The sequence below is a fragment of the Sedimenticola thiotaurini genome, from assembly GCF_001007875.1.
Taxonomy (GTDB): Bacteria; Pseudomonadota; Gammaproteobacteria; order Chromatiales; family Chromatiaceae; genus Sedimenticola; species Sedimenticola thiotaurini.
In genome coordinates, this window is the sequence record NZ_CP011412.1 from 129,721 (window position 1) to 145,743 (window position 16,023).

13 protein-coding genes are annotated in these 16,023 nt (G+C 57.3%); 8 read left to right on the forward strand and 5 right to left on the reverse strand.

What is annotated here, in order from left to right; genetic code table 11:
• The first annotated feature begins 89 nt into the window (after nt 1-89).
• The gene (locus tag AAY24_RS00620) at nt 90-2,177 is read left to right on the forward strand and encodes a carboxy terminal-processing peptidase (RefSeq protein ID WP_234422218.1); all 2,088 of its coding nucleotides are present in this window, start codon (nt 90-92) and stop codon (nt 2,175-2,177) included.
• 11 nt (nt 2,178-2,188) lie between these two features.
• Here the strand turns inward: AAY24_RS00620 and AAY24_RS00625 are convergent, their stop codons facing one another.
• Nucleotides 2,189-3,082 carry a serine hydrolase gene (locus AAY24_RS00625; protein ID WP_063370436.1) on the reverse strand — a complete coding sequence of 298 codons (894 nt, stop codon included), beginning with the start codon at nt 3,080-3,082 and terminating at the stop codon, nt 2,189-2,191.
• A 282-nt stretch (nt 3,083-3,364) separates the two neighbouring features.
• Here AAY24_RS00625 and gshA point away from each other — a divergent pair, with 282 nt between their 5' ends.
• Nucleotides 3,365-4,894 carry a glutamate--cysteine ligase gene (gene gshA, locus AAY24_RS00630; protein ID WP_046860888.1) on the forward strand — a complete coding sequence of 510 codons (1,530 nt, stop codon included), beginning with the start codon at nt 3,365-3,367 and terminating at the stop codon, nt 4,892-4,894.
• Between the two features lie 18 nt (nt 4,895-4,912).
• Here gshA and AAY24_RS00635 read toward each other — a convergent pair whose 3' ends face one another.
• Nucleotides 4,913-5,749, reverse strand: coding sequence for an SDR family oxidoreductase (locus AAY24_RS00635; protein ID WP_046858035.1), 837 nt, complete (start codon nt 5,747-5,749; stop codon nt 4,913-4,915).
• Nucleotides 5,750-6,120: 371 nt separating this feature from the next.
• On the opposite strand from AAY24_RS00635, the gene pomA reads away from it, so the two are divergent.
• The 3 genes from pomA to AAY24_RS00650 all read left to right on the forward strand — a co-directional run bounded on the left by pomA (nt 6,121) and on the right by AAY24_RS00650 (nt 8,424).
• Nucleotides 6,121-6,882 (forward strand): flagellar motor protein PomA, encoded by a 762-nt coding sequence (pomA, locus tag AAY24_RS00640; protein WP_046860889.1) that lies wholly within the window; start codon nt 6,121-6,123, stop codon nt 6,880-6,882.
• 5 nt (nt 6,883-6,887) lie between these two features.
• Nucleotides 6,888-7,751, forward strand: a complete 864-nt coding sequence (locus AAY24_RS00645) for a flagellar motor protein MotB (protein ID WP_046858036.1) — start codon at nt 6,888-6,890, stop codon at nt 7,749-7,751.
• A gap of 70 nt (nt 7,752-7,821) precedes the next feature.
• Nucleotides 7,822-8,424 carry a PilZ domain-containing protein gene (locus AAY24_RS00650; RefSeq protein ID WP_199930437.1) on the forward strand — a complete coding sequence of 201 codons (603 nt, stop codon included), beginning with the start codon at nt 7,822-7,824 and terminating at the stop codon, nt 8,422-8,424.
• A gap of 17 nt (nt 8,425-8,441) precedes the next feature.
• On the opposite strand, the gene AAY24_RS00655 is transcribed toward AAY24_RS00650, so the two are convergent.
• Both AAY24_RS00655 and nth read right to left on the reverse strand, forming a co-directional pair.
• The gene (locus AAY24_RS00655; protein ID WP_046858038.1) at nt 8,442-8,873 is read right to left on the reverse strand and encodes a DUF1841 family protein; all 432 of its coding nucleotides are present in this window, start codon (nt 8,871-8,873) and stop codon (nt 8,442-8,444) included.
• Nucleotides 8,874-8,886: 13 nt separating this feature from the next.
• The gene (nth, locus tag AAY24_RS00660) at nt 8,887-9,522 is read right to left on the reverse strand and encodes an endonuclease III (RefSeq protein ID WP_046860890.1); all 636 of its coding nucleotides are present in this window, start codon (nt 9,520-9,522) and stop codon (nt 8,887-8,889) included.
• A 166-nt stretch (nt 9,523-9,688) separates the two neighbouring features.
• Here nth and AAY24_RS00665 point away from each other — a divergent pair, with 166 nt between their 5' ends.
• Nucleotides 9,689-11,779: a response regulator gene (locus AAY24_RS00665; protein ID WP_046858039.1), complete on the forward strand. Its 2,091-nt coding sequence runs from the start codon at nt 9,689-9,691 to the stop codon at nt 11,777-11,779.
• 25 nt (nt 11,780-11,804) lie between these two features.
• Here AAY24_RS00665 and AAY24_RS00670 read toward each other — a convergent pair whose 3' ends face one another.
• Entirely contained in the window at nt 11,805-12,335 is a 531-nt protein-coding gene (locus tag AAY24_RS00670; RefSeq protein ID WP_335337199.1) for a MarR family winged helix-turn-helix transcriptional regulator, read from the reverse strand.
• 153 nt (nt 12,336-12,488) lie between these two features.
• Here AAY24_RS00670 and AAY24_RS00675 point away from each other — a divergent pair, with 153 nt between their 5' ends.
• Both AAY24_RS00675 and ngg read left to right on the forward strand, forming a co-directional pair.
• Nucleotides 12,489-14,261, forward strand: coding sequence for an N-acetylglutaminylglutamine amidotransferase (locus AAY24_RS00675; protein WP_046858040.1), 1,773 nt, complete (start codon nt 12,489-12,491; stop codon nt 14,259-14,261).
• An 11-nt stretch (nt 14,262-14,272) separates the two neighbouring features.
• On the forward strand, nt 14,273-16,021 hold the full coding sequence (ngg, locus tag AAY24_RS00680; protein ID WP_046858041.1) for an N-acetylglutaminylglutamine synthetase: 1,749 nt from the start codon (nt 14,273-14,275) through the stop codon (nt 16,019-16,021).
• Nucleotides 16,022-16,023: the final 2 nt, after the last annotated feature.

The window sequence follows — 16,023 nt, forward strand, 5'->3', positions numbered from 1 at the left end:
TGTTACACTTCCGGTTATTGATGCGATGAAACCAATTGGTACCTGCGCGGGTCCAATCTGGGTGATTATTTAGGATGCGAACCAAGTCTATGAAATTCAGATATCTGCTGCTTTGGTCATTACTGCTGTTCCAGGGTGTGACGCTTGCCTGGGCCAGTGTCAAGGAAGTCCCTGTCGATGAACTGCAGCCCACACGCGCTCAGCGCCAGTCCACCCTGATCATCCTCAAAGTGATCGATGAGTATCACTACAAGAAGCACAGTCTGGATGATGAGATGTCCCGGGCCATTCTGAACCGGTATCTGGATACACTGGATCCGAATAAAAGTTTCTTCCTGCAGGATGATATCGACCGCTTCAATGTGATCAGCGATCGCCTGGATGATGATTTGAAGGAGGCGCGCCTCAATTCCGCATTCAGTGTTTTCCGGGTCTACCGGCAGCGGATTGACGAGCGGGTAAAGCATGCACTCCAGCTGCTGGAGCGGGACTACGATTTCACCATCGATGAAAGTTACCAGTTTGACCGGGAAAACTCCCCCTGGGCAGCTGATCAGGCGGAGATGGATGAGCTTTGGCGCAAGAAGGTGAAGAGCGATATTCTCAGCCTGAAGCTCAAGGACAAACCCCTGGATGAGATCAGGAGCACCCTTCGCAAGCGTTATCAGGGTATTCAGCGCCGCACTCACCAGATGGACTCGGATGATATCTTCCAAGTCTTCATCAACTCCTACACGCTGAGCCTGGAGCCCCACACCTCCTACATGTCGCCCCGGGTGTCGGAGAATTTCGATATCAGCATGCGGCTGTCGCTGGAAGGTATCGGCGCGGTGCTTAAAAATGAAAATGAGTATACGGTGGTTCAGCGCACCGTGGTGGGTGGTCCGGCAGCCCTGAGCGGACAGGTCAATCCGGGTGACCGGATCATCGGTGTTGCCCAGGGCGTTGATGGCGATATGGAAGATGTGATCGGCTGGCGCCTGCAGGACGTGGTGGAGCTGATCCGTGGCGCCAAGGGGACCACTGTGCGGTTACAGCTGTTACCGGAAGAGGAGGGCTCCGCCGGTCGTTCCAAGACAGTGACCCTGGTGCGCAATCAGATCCGGCTGGAGGACCAGGCGGCCAAGAAGTTCGTCATTGATGGTCTCGGTAACATGGGTAATATCCGTATCGGTGTGATCGATATCCCTGCCTTCTACCGGGATTTTCAAGGCTACTCCAAGGGCGACAAGGATTTCACCAGCACCACCCGGGATGTACGTAAGCTGATCCGGGAACTGGAGCAGGAGGGGGTCGATGGCATTGTCATCGATCTGCGTGAAAACGGTGGTGGCTCCCTGGTGGAGGCGACTGAACTGACCGGCCTGTTTATCCCGTCCGGGCCGGTGGTGCAGGTGAAAAATGCCTCCGGGGATCTGGATGTGGAGACTGATCCCGATCCGGAGCAGGTCTACACCGGCCCCCTGGCGGTGCTGGTTGACCGTCACAGCGCCTCCGCATCGGAGATTTTCGCCGGCGCCATCCAGGACTATCGCCGGGGCATCATTATCGGTGAGCCCACCTTCGGTAAGGGAACCGTACAGACCCTGGTGGATCTGGGACGCTTTGTACGCTACGGCGAGAAGAATCTGGGGCGTCTGCGCCTCACCATGGCACAGTTTTTCCGTGTCAATGGCGGCAGTACCCAGTTCAAGGGAGTGGTGCCGGACATCGAATACCCCTCCGCTGTGCAGTCCGATGATCTGGGGGAGCGCAGTCTGGATAATTCGCTCCCCTGGGCGAAAATCAAGCCCGTGAACTATCAGGTCGAGGGATTGGGTTCCCTGGAGCCCTATCGCCGGATGCATCAGCTGCGGATCAAGGATGATCCGGGATTCATCTATCTCTCCCAGTTGGAGGCGATGCGTAAGGAGGTGAAGGCCCAGGATACGGTGTCGTTGCTGGAACGGGATCGGGAGATCGAGTGGAATCAGCGGGAAGAGCGTCGAAAAGCGGAGAAAAATCGTTTCCTGATGGCGATCGGACGTGATCCGGAGCCGGAGGATGCGGCTGAGGACAGCCATGCGGAACCGATTGATGATGAGGACGATCCGGTGTCCAGGATCATGCTCAACGAGGCGGCCCACATTCTGGCTGACTACATCGGTGGGAACGCCCGGGCCGCGATGGTCAATTGACCAGACAGGCCCTATCCCCCCAAACTTCGCTCAATCCATTTTCTGACCCTGTTCGCGTCGCCGAACGGGGTCAGCTTACCGAATGAGTTGAGCAGCACGAAAGTGAGTTTGCGGCCTTTTACCCGGGCCTGCATCACCAGGCAGCGGCCCGCCTCATTGATATAACCGGTCTTGCTGAGCAGGATCTCCCAGGAGCGATTCTTGAGCAGGCGGTTGGTGTTTCCGTAGGTCAGGGGGCCCCGCTTGGCATAGGGACGCACATCCATTTTGAGCCGGGTGGTGGCCTGTACGATCTCCGGATAGCGACTGGCGGCCAGGACCATGTTAGCCAGGTCGTTGGGTGAGGCCACATTGCCGGCATCCAGCCCCGCCGGGTCGGTGAATTGGCTGTCTGCCATGCCCAGTTGCCGGGCTTTCTCATTCATTGCCTGAACGAAGGCCTCCATTCCACCTGGGTAGGTGCGCCCCAGTGCGGCCGCCGCCCGGTTCTCAGATGCCATCAGGGCCAGATCGATCAACTGGCGCCGGGTCAGTTTTGCGCCATACTGGAGTCTGGATCCCGTCAGCTTGATCAGGTCCCGGTCCTGCTTGGTGATACGAATCTTTTCATCCAGGGGTAATCCCGCATCCAGTATCACCATGACTGTCATCAGCTTGGTTATGGAGCCGATAGGTCGCGGTGTATCACTCTGTTTGCTATAGATTTTATTACCATTGCTGTCGACGATCAGGGCCGACGCTGAGCGCAGATCGAGTTTCTTTTCATCCAGGCCGCGCCATTCACCATGGTCGGTACGGGGCGGGCTCTCGAAAGCGACTTTCCGGGGCGTGGGGTGCAGTGATGACTGACCGGCCTGCAGGGTGGCAGCGATCAGGAGCAGGGCAGGAACAATAAGGTACTTCATCGAAGTTAGTTTATCCCGACTATTGAAAATCGAACATCTTTGCCCAACCTGAAGCTAATTGCAAAAAGAGAGCGGTTTCCCCATGCGGGGAGTGTCCTGTGGTAACGGTCTGGCGGAGCTCGACCATGCATCGGACAGCAGGTTGCTTCACCGGTTATAATACGAACCGGCCAGGAGGGCCACTTTTCGGTGCCTGTGGGGTAACAACCAGAACAGACAAGACCTGGGACAATACGATTGTATCAATCAGTTGAAAACCGTGTCCGGCAGTTGTCGGACGATATGGGACGCCTCCTCTCCACCGGGGGTGCGGTGGGACTCGAAAAAGAGTGTTTGCGAGTCTCCGAGGATGGCAGCATCTCCCAGCGACCCCATCCAGCGGCACTCGGCTCGGCCCTGACGCACCCCTACATCACCACCGACTACTCCGAGGCGCTGGCCGAACTGATCACGCCGCCCTGTACCCGGGTTGATGAGGCATTGGCGTTTCTCGGGGATACCCAGAAGTTCGTCTATGACCACCTGGAAAATGAGTATCTCTGGGCCACCAGTATGCCCTGTGTGCTGGATGGTGGGGACAATATCCCACTGGCCTACTACGGCACCTCCAATCCCGGGATTATGAAAAATGTCTACCGCCGGGGGTTGGGGCATCGCTACGGCCGGACCATGCAGGTCATTGCCGGGGTGCATTTCAACTTTTCATTCGATGAAGCGTTCTGGCCACTCTATCAGGATCTGCGTCAGAGCCGGGTCAAACCCCGGGACTTTGTCGATAGCGCCTATCTGGAGCTGACCCGTAATCTGCAGCGTTTCGGTTGGCTGATTCCCTATCTGTTTGGTGCTTCTCCGGCAGTGTGTAAATCCTTTCTGGGCAACAAGCCCACCGAGTTGCTGGAGTTTGATCCCCATACCTACTACGAACCCTACGCCACCTCGCTGCGCATGGGAGATATTGGATACACCAACAGCAAGGAGAAAGGGGTTGGCATCAAGGCCAACTACAACAGCCTGGAAGGTTATATCCGCAGTCTTACCCATGCCATCGAGACGCCCAGCCCGTTGTGGGAGAAGATCGGCGTGGAGGTGGATGGTCACTACGAACAACTGAATGCCAATATCCTGCAGATCGAAAACGAATATTACAGTACCGTGCGTCCCAAGCAGGTGCTGGAGGGGCTGGAGAAGCCGACCCTGGCCCTGCGCCGGCGGGGCGTGCGCTATATTGAATTACGCTCGCTGGATGTGAATGCTTTCCATCCCCTGGGTGTCAGCGAAGAGCAGCTCTGTTTCCTGCGCGCCTTCATGGTCTACTGCCTGTTGCTGGAGAGTCCGCCGATCAATGTGCAGGAGCGCAAGGAGATCGACCAGAATATCGGCGGAGCTGCCCATCGCGGCCGGGATCCCGCACTCTCCCTGTCGCGCCTGGGCCGGGAAGTCCGCCTGCTGGACTGGGCGCGGGATCTGCTGCAGGCCATGGAACCGGTGTGTGAACTGCTGGACAGGTGGGATGAGAGAAAACCCTACAGCAGGACACTGAAACAGCAGCAGGAGTGTGTGGACAATCCGGAAAATACCCCGTCTGCCCGGATGCTGCAGGAGATGCGTGATCAGGGCGAAGGCTTTTTCCAGTTTGCCAAGCGTAAGTCTCTGCAGCAACGGGACTATTTCAGCGATTTCGTGCCGGACGCCGGGCGTTATCGGATGTTCCTGGAGGAGGCGGAAGCTTCCCTGGCCAGGCAGCGTGACATGGAGCTGGCTGATGATGTCTCATTCGGGCAGTTCCTGGCTGACTATTTTGCCCAGCAGTGAAGCTCCACCGGCGCTGCTTCAGACCCGTCGCAGTAGCTGATCCAGCAACCGGTCAGGCAGGATCCGCTTTAACCCGGCGAACAGGTAGGTGGGGAAGGTCACCGGGTAGCGCACCCGGGGCCGGGGACTCTCCAGTGCGTGGATGACCCGTTTCAATACCGCTTCCGGTGGCAGGGTAAACGGGGCGGCCGGGCCGTCCCGCTTCAGCCGCTCCTGCATGGCACGGTAGGCGTCCTGGTGGGGGCTCTGGGTTGGATCAACATAGCGTTGCCACATGGCATAGGCGTTAGCCCGGAAACGACTCTCAATCGGTCCCGGCTCGATCAGACTGACCTGGATGCCGCTTCCTCTCAATTCCAGTCGCAAAGTGTCGCTCAAGCCCTCCAGGGCAAATTTGCTGGCGTTATAGGCACCACGATACGGCAGGGCAATAAAGCCCAACACTGAACTGTTCTGGATTATCCGCCCCTCGCCCTGTCGGCGCATCACCGGGATAATCTGGCAGGTGAGCTCATGCCAGCCGAACAGGTTGGTTTCAAACTGGGCACGCAGCGCTTCCCGGGACAGATCCTCCACCGCGCCAGGCTGACCATAGGCACCGTTGTTGAACAGGGCGTAGATTCGTTCTCCAGTCATGTCCAGTATCGCCGTGACTGCCTGCTGAATACTGGCGGAATCGGCCAGATCCAACACCACGGATTCCAGGCCACTCTTGCGCAGCCGTTCCACGTCCTCGCTTTTCCTGGCAGTGGCGATGACACGATAACCCCGCTGATGCAGGCCCTTGGCCACACACAGGCCGATGCCGCTGGAACAGCCGGTAATCAGCACAGGTCTGCTGGCTGGCTCGTGCACTTCACTCCTCCTTGTCCGTTGTCGGGATGGCTACCCGTGAGTCCGGCTGATCCGATCACTGTTCCGGTGAATCAGCCTGGAGAGGAGGGCAAATAAACATGATCAGGATGATTTGGCAAATTTCCATTCGCCGGACTGGCCCGGTGGCCCCGGTGTGGCGCCCTCTATGATTCGGTTTCGGCCGGTTTTCCGCGCTAGAGTAATATGGTCGGCGGGTATTTCAGTGGCACTGACAATATGGAAGAATTGCACGGAATCTGCTGAATCGATGCTGTTTTTCCGATCTAAAGTTTCGCGTACGCCGTCCGCTACAGGATAGCGTATCTCTGTTTTAGGGTGAGTTTTGTCAGTAGCATGACGAGGGAGTGTTTGTGGATATAGCTACACTGGTTGGATTGCTGGGCGGCTTCGGTATCATTATCGGGGCGATCGCCACCGGCGGCGATATCATGTTGTTTGTGAATGTGCCGTCTATTCTGATTGTGGTGGGAGGCACCTTCATGGTGACTCTGATGCAGGTCTCCCTGAAGGATTTTCTCAGTTCTTTCACCATCGGCATGAAGGCCTTCTTTTACAAGACCGATGATGCTGCCGCACTGATTGAAGAGGCGGTCAGGCTGGCCGATGTGGCGCGCAAGAACGGCCTGCTGGCGCTGGAAGGGCAGGAGATCAGTAATACATTTCTGAAACAGGGAATCGCTCTCTGCGTGGATGGACATGATCCTGTGCTGGTGAATCGTCTGCTGAGCAAGGATATCGACCTCACCATAGGCCGCCACGAAGTGGGACAGGCCATGTTCAAGAACATGGCTACCATGGCACCGGCCATGGGGATGATCGGTACTCTGATCGGTCTGGTGCAGATGCTGGCCAATATGTCTGATCCGGCCAGTATCGGTCCGGCCATGGCGGTGGCACTGTTGACCACCCTGTACGGAGCGGTTATCGCCAATGCATTTGCCCAACCACTGGCCGAGAAACTGGCCCGGGCCAGCGCCCTGGAGAGGATTAACAAATCCCTGATTATAGAGACCATTGCGGGTATTCAGGAGGGCATGAATCCGCGGGTTCTGGAACAGCTGCTCTCCACCTATCTGCCCTCCAACAAGCGGCCCCAGGACGAGATTGAGTAACCCATATGGCGGACGATTGCCCAAAATGCGAAAAAGGTCCCGCCCCCTGGTTGGCCACTTTTGCCGATCTGATGTCTCTGCTGATGTGCTTTTTTGTGCTGTTGCTCTCCTTCGCCGAGATCGATGCGATACGTTTCAAGAAGATGGCGGAGTCGATGAGAGACGCCTTCGGCGTGCAGCGGGAGATACCGGCGCCGGAGATCGTCATGGGTACCAGTGTGATCAAGCAGGAGTTCAGCCCCTCCACCATTCCCGAGCCATCGCTGATTGATGAAGTGCGGCAACAGACCACCGATATCCAGAAACAGAATCTGGACGTACCGGATGCGGTGGCCGATGCGGTGGTTGAGGCGGCCAGGGAGAAGGTGCTGATGGAGGTAGAGCAGCAGGCCGAGGAGATCCGGCAGGCGCTCAGGCTGGAGATCGAGGAGAACCTGGTCAGCGTCGAGACCGAACAGACCAAGATCATTATCCGCATTAACGAAAAGGGCTCCTTCCCCTCCGGCAGCGCCGAGTTGAATGATGATTTCTATGGAGTGATGGTGCGTATCAGCGAGGCGGTGGCGCGCACCCCCGGCAAGGTGGTGGTGGCCGGGCACACCGATGATGTACCCATCTCCAACAGCCGTTTCCGCTCCAACTGGGAGCTCTCTTCGGCCCGGGCGGTGACAGTGGTGCACGCACTGCTGGATGATCCGGAAGTGGATCCCAAGCGCATAGCGGTGGAGGGACACGCCGATTCCCAACCCCTGGTGCCCAACGATTCGGTGGAGAATCGTGCGATCAATCGACGGGTCGAGCTGATTATTCAGCGCGGTTCAGACCTGGACAATGGACATCTGCTGGATCTGGGGCTGCCTCAAGGTTAAGGTGGAGAGGTGCTTCAGCCGGCACAGAACAGACAATAAGATGACGTTTTCTGGATAAATGGAGTAGGGATTGTTGAACACCGACCAGAATGAGCGCAGGCAGTTTTTCCGAATCGATGACAGTCTCAGTCTCAGCTATCGACAGATCCCGGCCGATCAGCTGGCCGGGTCAGTCGAGTCCCTGGAAACGGGGGTGGACAGTGATTTCACGGTGGTCAGCAGCCTGGCGGCGGTCAGCCAGGAGATGGCCGGGACGCTGAACAAGATTGACAGGCGTCAGCCGGAGGTGGCGAGCTACCTGAAGTCCCTGGATAAGAAGATCGAAATACTGGGCCGGGTACTGATGGCCCACACCACGGAGTTACTGGGCCAGCCCGCCCAGTCGGTCAACCTCAGTGGTACGGGCATCTCATTTCAGGTGGAGGAGGCGATACAGCCAGGCACCATCCTGGAGCTGAAGCTACTCCTGACCCCTTCCTATGCGGGCATACTCTGCTTTGCGGAAGTGATTGGCTGTGATCCCACCGGTGATCAAAGCGACCCGCAGAGGTATAACCTGCGCGCCACCTTTGCGCACATCCGGGAACGGGACCGGGATGTGCTGATTCAACACGTGATTCAGCGGCAGGGTGCCCAGATACGCCAGGCACGGGCGGCCCAAGGGCAACAGTAAACGGCCGAGCGGCCAACCTATCTCCCCGCCAGTTTCCGGATACAGCTCAGATAGGCCTGTTCATCCGGCATCCTGTTCTGTCGCTGCGCTTCCCAGAGCATCTGGCCCAGGCACTCCATCATCCTGTGTTCGGCTTCGTGGCTGTCGCCCGCCCGCATCACCAGTTGCTGATAAAGTGGGCGGATGCCGTTCGGCCGATCCGTGCTGATCTGCTCCTGCAGGCTGATATGCATACTCATATGCAGGAACGGGTTGGTTTCGCCCAGGTCGGGCAGGAAGTCCTTGTCCAGCACACTCTCCTCAGTTTCCAGCATGGCGTGGTACTCCGGGTGTTGCTGAATGACGTCGGCAATCATCCGCTCCAGCGGGATCAGTTCCTCGCCGGCTGACGCTTTGCGCCACGCCTCGGTAAAGTAGCGGCGCATCTGGGTTCGATCATTTCCAAACATAATCCCGGAATCCTCAGTCCAGATTCTTGCCACGATATTCGCACAGATCCTCGATGATACAGGATCCGCAGCGGGGGCTGCGAGCCAGACAGGTATAGCGCCCATGCAGAATCAGCCAGTGGTGGGCATCCAGCAGAAACTCTTTCGGTATAAACCTGAGCAGTTTTTTCTCAACTTCCAATACATTTTTTCCCGGCGCGATCCGGGTCCGGTTGGCTACCCGGAAGATATGGGTATCCACCGCCATGGTGGGTTGCCGGAATACAGTGTTCAGCACCACGTTGGCGGTCTTCCTGCCCACCCCGGGCAGTGCCTCCAGTGCGGCCCTGTCCTGGGGTACCTGGCTGTCGTGCAGTTCAATCAGTTGCTGGCAGGTTTTGATTATATTGGCCGCTTTGCTGTTGAACAGGCCGATAGTCTTGATATAGGACTTCAGCCCCTCTTCACCCAGAGCCACTATCGCCTCCGGGGTGTTGGCCACCGGATAGAGTTTCGCAGTTGCCTTGTTGACCCCTTTGTCAGTGGCCTGGGCGGAGAGAATCACTGCAATCAGCAGCTCGAAAGGGGTGCTGTAGTTCAGTTCGGTGGTGGGGTGCGGGTTCTGCTCCCGCAACCGCTCAAAGATCTGGCGTCGGATAGTCTGGTTCATGGCGCGGATTTTAACATGACCTGGCCATGACACCGACACAAACCGTGCTGCCGGGCTGGTGTGGGAGCTGTGTCGCATCCCGTCAATTCCTGGTTCGGAATTAATCAAGACATAAAGTACTATGGCTTGATAGTGTGAGATCCATAAGAGACAAACGAGGCCAAGGATGTTCAACCTGTTACCCCCGCACCTGAGGAAAAACCCGGAATTCCAGTCGGCCCTGGTGCGGTTGTCCATCTGGATTTTTGCGCTTGTCTACATCGGTTTGGGTGCGTTGACAGACTACTACTCCGTCGACATCAGCGGCTATACACTGCTGTTTGGCGGCTACCTGGTGCTGTTTCTCAGTCTGCTTGCCAGTGTGTTTTTTCGTCCCGTCTCCGCCACGCGACGCTATCTCTCTCTGTTGCTGGATATTTCCGCCACCAGCCTCTGTATCTACCTGACCAAGGAGGTGGTGAGTCCGTTCTATCTGCTCTATATCTGGATATTCATCTCCTACGGTACCCGCTACGGCAGTGCTTACCTGAAGGCGGCCTCCCTGCTCAGTATCATCGCCTATACCGTGGTGCTGACCACCTTGGGACAGTGGGAGAAATATACTTTTGAAGTTATCTTTTTCCTGTTGCTGCTGATCATGCTGCCTCTGTATCAGTATGTATTGTTACGGCGGCTGCACAGTGCACGGGTGGAAGCGGAGCAGTCCGACAAGGCCAAAGGTATCTTCCTCTCCAGTATGACCCATGAACTGCGTACGCCGCTGAGTGGCATTATGGGCATGTCGCAACTGCTCCGGGGAACAGCGCTGAATGCCGAGCAGAGGGAGTATGTGGACTCCATCACCTCCTCGGCCAATGTGCTGGACTCCCTGATCAGTGAGGTGATCGACCTTTCCAAAATGGATGCGGATGGTTTTGAGTTAAAGCCGCGCTTGTTCAATATCCGGGGACTGTTCAGGGATGTCAGCCTGACCCTGTCGCACCAGGCCCTGGACAAGGGGCTGGAGCTGATCTGCAGTGTCGATGAACGTATTCCGGAAAAGCTCTATTACGATGATCTGCGCCTGCGCCAGATACTCAGCAATCTCCTTTCCAACAGCCTGAAGTTCACAGAGGTGGGGGAAATCCTGCTATCCGCATGGCTGGAACCGGCTAAGGACAAGCAGATAGGGGAGGGCGACGAGGTGCTGCTGATCTCGGTCAGAGATACCGGTATCGGCATGTCCCGGCAGACCCAGGAGAGACTCTTCGACTGTTTCTGGCAGGCGGATGCTTCCACTACCCGTGATCAGGGGGGGTTGGGTCTTGGCGCCACAATCACCCAGCGCCTGACCCAGCTGATGGGGGGGGAGTTGAGCGTTGAGAGTTCTCTGGGAAAGGGCACCACTATCAGGATACGGCTGCCCCTGACCGGACAGATTCCTAACCGGCTGTTGCACCAGCCGCACGACTTTGAGGGGTTCAATGGCTTGGTTTATGAAATGAACCACACCTCAAGAGAGGTTATCCGACGCTCATGCACTATGCGGGGTATTCACTGCTATACCGCATCCAGGATCAGCGAGCTCCCGGTCCTGGTTCAGCAGATCGAGACCGGTGGCAAGCTCGATTTTGCCATCATCGCAGATTCACCGGATGGTCAGGATGTATACCGGATCGGCCGGATTTTGCGGGACCATCTGGGGGATGAGCTTCCGATTATCTACCTGGGCTACATGGAGCGAAAGTTGCGGGATAGCCACCCGGCCAGCGATTTTTTGATCAAGCCGTTTCTGACATCCGAATTGTTGGGCCATATCGAGTCGCTTTTGCGGCGCGGCGGGCCTCCTGAGCTTAAGCCGGCATCGCCTTCTCCGCTCCAGTCGACATCTGCGGTCAAGGTTTTAATGGCCGAGGACAATACCATCAATGCGAAAGTGTTGAGTACTCTGCTGGAGAATATCGGCTGCAAGGTGAGTTGGGCGAGAAATGGTGAAGAGGCGCTGCAGCTGGTACAAGCCAGGACTTTCGATATAGCTTTTATCGACCTGCGCATGCCGAAAATGGATGGCCTGGCCTTTACCCGGGCGATACGTGAGCAGGAGCGGGGTGGGCAGCGTTTGCCGATCATCGCCCTGACTGCCAACATTTCATCCACGGTTCGTCAATCGTGTGCCGAGGTGGGCATGGACGATTTTCTGGCCAAACCGGTGGATGAACTGCAACTCCGGCAGGCGATAAATCGCTACACGGTCGTGTACGATGAGCAGGATCAGTAATCGCCGAACTTTAGTTGCAGGCTGTTCAGGGATTGGGCGAGGCGATATCCAGCATCGGTGCCGCGTCGATGGCTTCGGCGTCCATCATGGTGGCAACGCGCTGCAGGGCTGAGAGAATCTGGGTCTTTTCCCAGTCTTCCAGCGCTTCGAACCGTTCAATGAACTTTTCGTGCAGCAGGGGCGGGGTGGTGAGCAGTACCTGGGCGCCGGCTTCCGTGAGGCGTGCATTGACCACCCGTTTGTCCACGCTGCTACGCACCCGCTCCGCCAGTTTTTTATCTTCAAGACGGTTGAGAATCGTGGTGACGGTGGCCTGGCTTAACGACACATCATCCGATATCCGCTTCACCGTGACATCCCCCAGCGCGTCAATGGCGCGCATCACCATCACCTGCGGAATAGTCAGTCCGCAGCTCTTCACCATGCGTTTCGATTGCAGGTCGGTTGCGCGAATGATTCGGCGCAGTGAGACAAGTACTTCGTGCCAGTACTGATTTTCGGCCATTTGCTGGGTCAGGTTCATATTGAAGGAGGGGGGATTATAGCCAGATTTCATAAACTCAACCAATGACGAGTGAAATAATTTGAACTCTAAATATTAGAAGTGTAATAATAGTTGGTTAGAATTACCATGAAAAGGTTCGCCGGGATTGGCCGAACCGGGTGTTTTCGTTGAAAACGCCGTAATAAAGCGATCAGGAGTCGATATATGTGTGGTTTTGCCGGGATCTATGCGCCCGGGATGGGTGAGTCGAATGTCGGAAGGGTCGAGCGAATGACCCGGAAACTGGCCCCCCGGGGTCCCGACGGTGAAGGAATTGTGGTTCGTAATGGATTGGCCCTGGGCCATCGACGCCTGAAAGTAATTGATCTGTCAGAACATGCCCAGCAGCCCATGGTGGATGCCGAGTTGGGGCTGGATCTGGTTTTTAACGGTTGTATCTATAACTACCAGGAGCTGCGCAGGGAGCTGCAGGAGCAGGGCTACCGCTTCTTTTCCAACGGTGATACCGAGGTGGTGTTGAAGGCTTACCACGCCTGGGGTCTGGAGTGTGTGAAGCGGTTCAACGGCATGTTTGCCTTCGCTATTCACGAGCGCGACTCGGGGCGCCTGGTGCTGGCCCGGGATCGTCTGGGTATCAAGCCCTGCTATATTGCTGCGGACAATGACCGTATCGCTTTTGCCTCGACCCTGCCGGCCTTGCTGGAAGCGGGCGATATCGATACCGCTATCGATCCGGTTGCACTCAACCACTACATGAGTTTCCATGCCGTGGTACCGCCTCCATTCACCCTGTTGAAGGGGGTGCGTAAGTTGCCGCCGGCAACCATTCATCTCTACGAACGGGACGGCTCCCACCGCAGTGAAACTTACTGGCGTCTCAAGGTGGGCAGTCGGGAAGAGGATCGAGACGTGACTGCTGCCGAGTGGCAGGAGCGGGTCCTGGACTCACTGCGGCGCTCGGTACGCCGGCGCATGGTGGCGGATGTGCCGGTCGGAGTACTGCTGTCCGGTGGGCTCGACTCCAGCCTGATCGTGGGTCTGCTGGCGGAGCAGGGCCAGAGTGGCCTGAGCACCTTCTCGGTCGGATTTGAAGAGGCGGGTGGTGAGAAGGGCGATGAGTTCCACTATTCCGACCTGGTGGCTGAACACTTCCAGACCGACCACCACAAGATCATGGTTCCCTCGAGTCGTCTGCTGGAGACCCTGCCCGAGACCTTTGCCGCCATGTCGGAGCCCATGGTCAGCTATGACAATATCGGCTTCTACCTGCTCTCCCAGGAGGTTTCCAAACATCTCAAGGTGGTGCAGTCGGGACAGGGTGCCGATGAGGTGTTTGGAGGTTATCACTGGTATCCGCCGCTGTTGGAGAGCAGCGACGGTGCGGCCGACTATCGGCGCCTGTTCATGGATCGTGATTTCAACGAGTACAGCGCCGCAATTCAAGCGGACTATGTGGATTCCGACTTTGCCAGCGCCTTTGTGGAACAGCGCTTCGCCGATGAAGATGGCGGCAGCCCGGTGGACCGGGCGTTGCAACTGGACACCACGGTCATGTTGGTGGATGACCCGGTGAAGCGGGTGGATAACATGACCATGGCCTGGGGCCTGGAGGCGCGGGTTCCGTTTCTGGATCACGAACTGGTGGAACTGGCCGGCCGGGTGCCGGCCGATCTTAAAGTGCGGGGTGATGGCAAGTGGGTGCTGAAAGAGGCGGCCCGTCAGGTGATTCCGCACCAGGTGATCGACCGGCCCAAAGGCTATTTTCCGGTGCCGGCGCTGAAATATATCGAAGGACCCTACCTGGAATTTGTACGGGATGCGCTCAATGACAGCCGGGCTGTTAACCGGGGTCTGTTCAAGCGGGACTACCTGAAAATGCTGCTGGACAACCCGAAGGATCACATCACCCCGCTACGGGGATCCAAACTATGGCAGGTGGCTTTGCTGGAGTTGTGGTTGCAGACCCATCATCTCTAAGGCATTGAGTGATGAGCAAATCAGACAAAAGGATGCAGAGTAATTTGAATATCGAGCAGATGGGATCCCTGAAACATTGGGGCGCTCCGCCAAGTTCCATCGCCGACGAATTGGACAAGCAGGCAGCGGTGGATTGTGGCTGGGGCCGGCTGATTTTCGGCCAGACCTATCGCTCCAGTCGGCAGCTCGCAGACAAGCTGCGTGATGAAGGCATGGGACGGCGGGATGTGGCGCTGTACAGCCGGGACCCCCAGGTTGTGGTGTCCCAGGCTCCCCAGGAACTGTTTATCGATCCCTCCCTGACTTATCGTCTGAACCTGGAACAGGCCGAGTTGACGGAGATACTCGCCGATGGAATAACGATCCGGCCGCTGGCGGATGCCCGGGATATTGAGCAGATCAACCGGATCTACAAGGCGCGCTCCATGGTGCCGATGCGGGACGGCTTTTTCACCTACCAGCAGGAACACCATGAGTTGCGGATTCTATTGGCGGTGGAGCGGCAGACCGGCCGGGTGGTGGGTTGTGTCACCGGCGTGGATCACTTCCGGGCTTTTGAAGACCCGGATAACGGCTCCAGTCTCTGGGCACTGGCGGTGGACCCCCAGTGTGAGCACTCCGGTGTCGGTGAGGCGCTGGTCATCGCCCTGGCCAACGCTTTCAAGTCTGCCGGTCGCTCATTTATGGACCTGTCGGTCATGCATGACAATGAACAGGCGATCCAGCTGTATGAAAAGCTCGGTTTTTTCCAGGTGCCGGTCTACTGCATCAAGACCAAGAACGCGATCAATGAACAGCTCTACATCGGACCCAAAAACGATGAGAAGCTGAACGTCTATGCGCAGATCATTGTCGATGAGGCGTATCGTCGTGGTGTCGCGGTGGAGATTGTGGATGCCGCCGGTGGTTTCTTTGATCTCAGCCTGGGGGGCAGGACAGTCAGCTGCCGGGAGTCGCTGACTGACCTTACCAGTGCCGTTGCCATGAGCCGTTGTGACGACAAAGCGGTGACCCGCCGTTTTCTCGCCCGGGCCGGACTTCAGGTACCGGAACAGGAGCTGTTGGAGGATGAACAGCAGGCGATTGATTTCCTGCAACGCCATCAACGCATCGTGATTAAACCGGCCCGTGGGGAGCAGGGGGCCGGGGTCTGTGTCGATCTCACTGAACCTGCCGAGGTGGTCTCGGCCTATGCACTGGCCGCCGGCATTTGTGACCGGGTGGTGGGTGAACGTTTTATGCCGGGTGATGATGTGCGGATTATCGTGATCAACGATCAAGTCGTGGCCGCGGCGGTGCGACGTCCTGCATCCGTCGTGGGTGACGGAGAGCATCGGGTGATCGAACTGATCCGCAAACAGAGCCGCCGACGGGCCGCAGCCACCCAGGGCGAGAGCGTGATTCCCCTGGATGAGGAGACCGAACGCTGCGTCAGTGATGCCGGTTTCGCCATGGACCAGGTGCTGCCCCGGGGCGAGCGCCTGAAAGTGCGTAAGACCGCCAACCTGCACACCGGCGGCACATTGCAGGATGTGACGGATCGCTTGCATCCGGTGCTGGTGGAGGCGGCCATTCGTGGCGCCCAGGTGCTGGATATGCCGTTGGTGGGTTTTGATTTCATCGTGCCGGATGTGACCCTACCGGAATATGTCATCATTGAAGCCAATGAGCGTCCCGGTCTGGCCAATCACGAGCCCCAGCCCACGGCAGAAAAACTTTTGGACATGCTGTTTCCACAAACAGCCCTTGCTAACAGGTAACA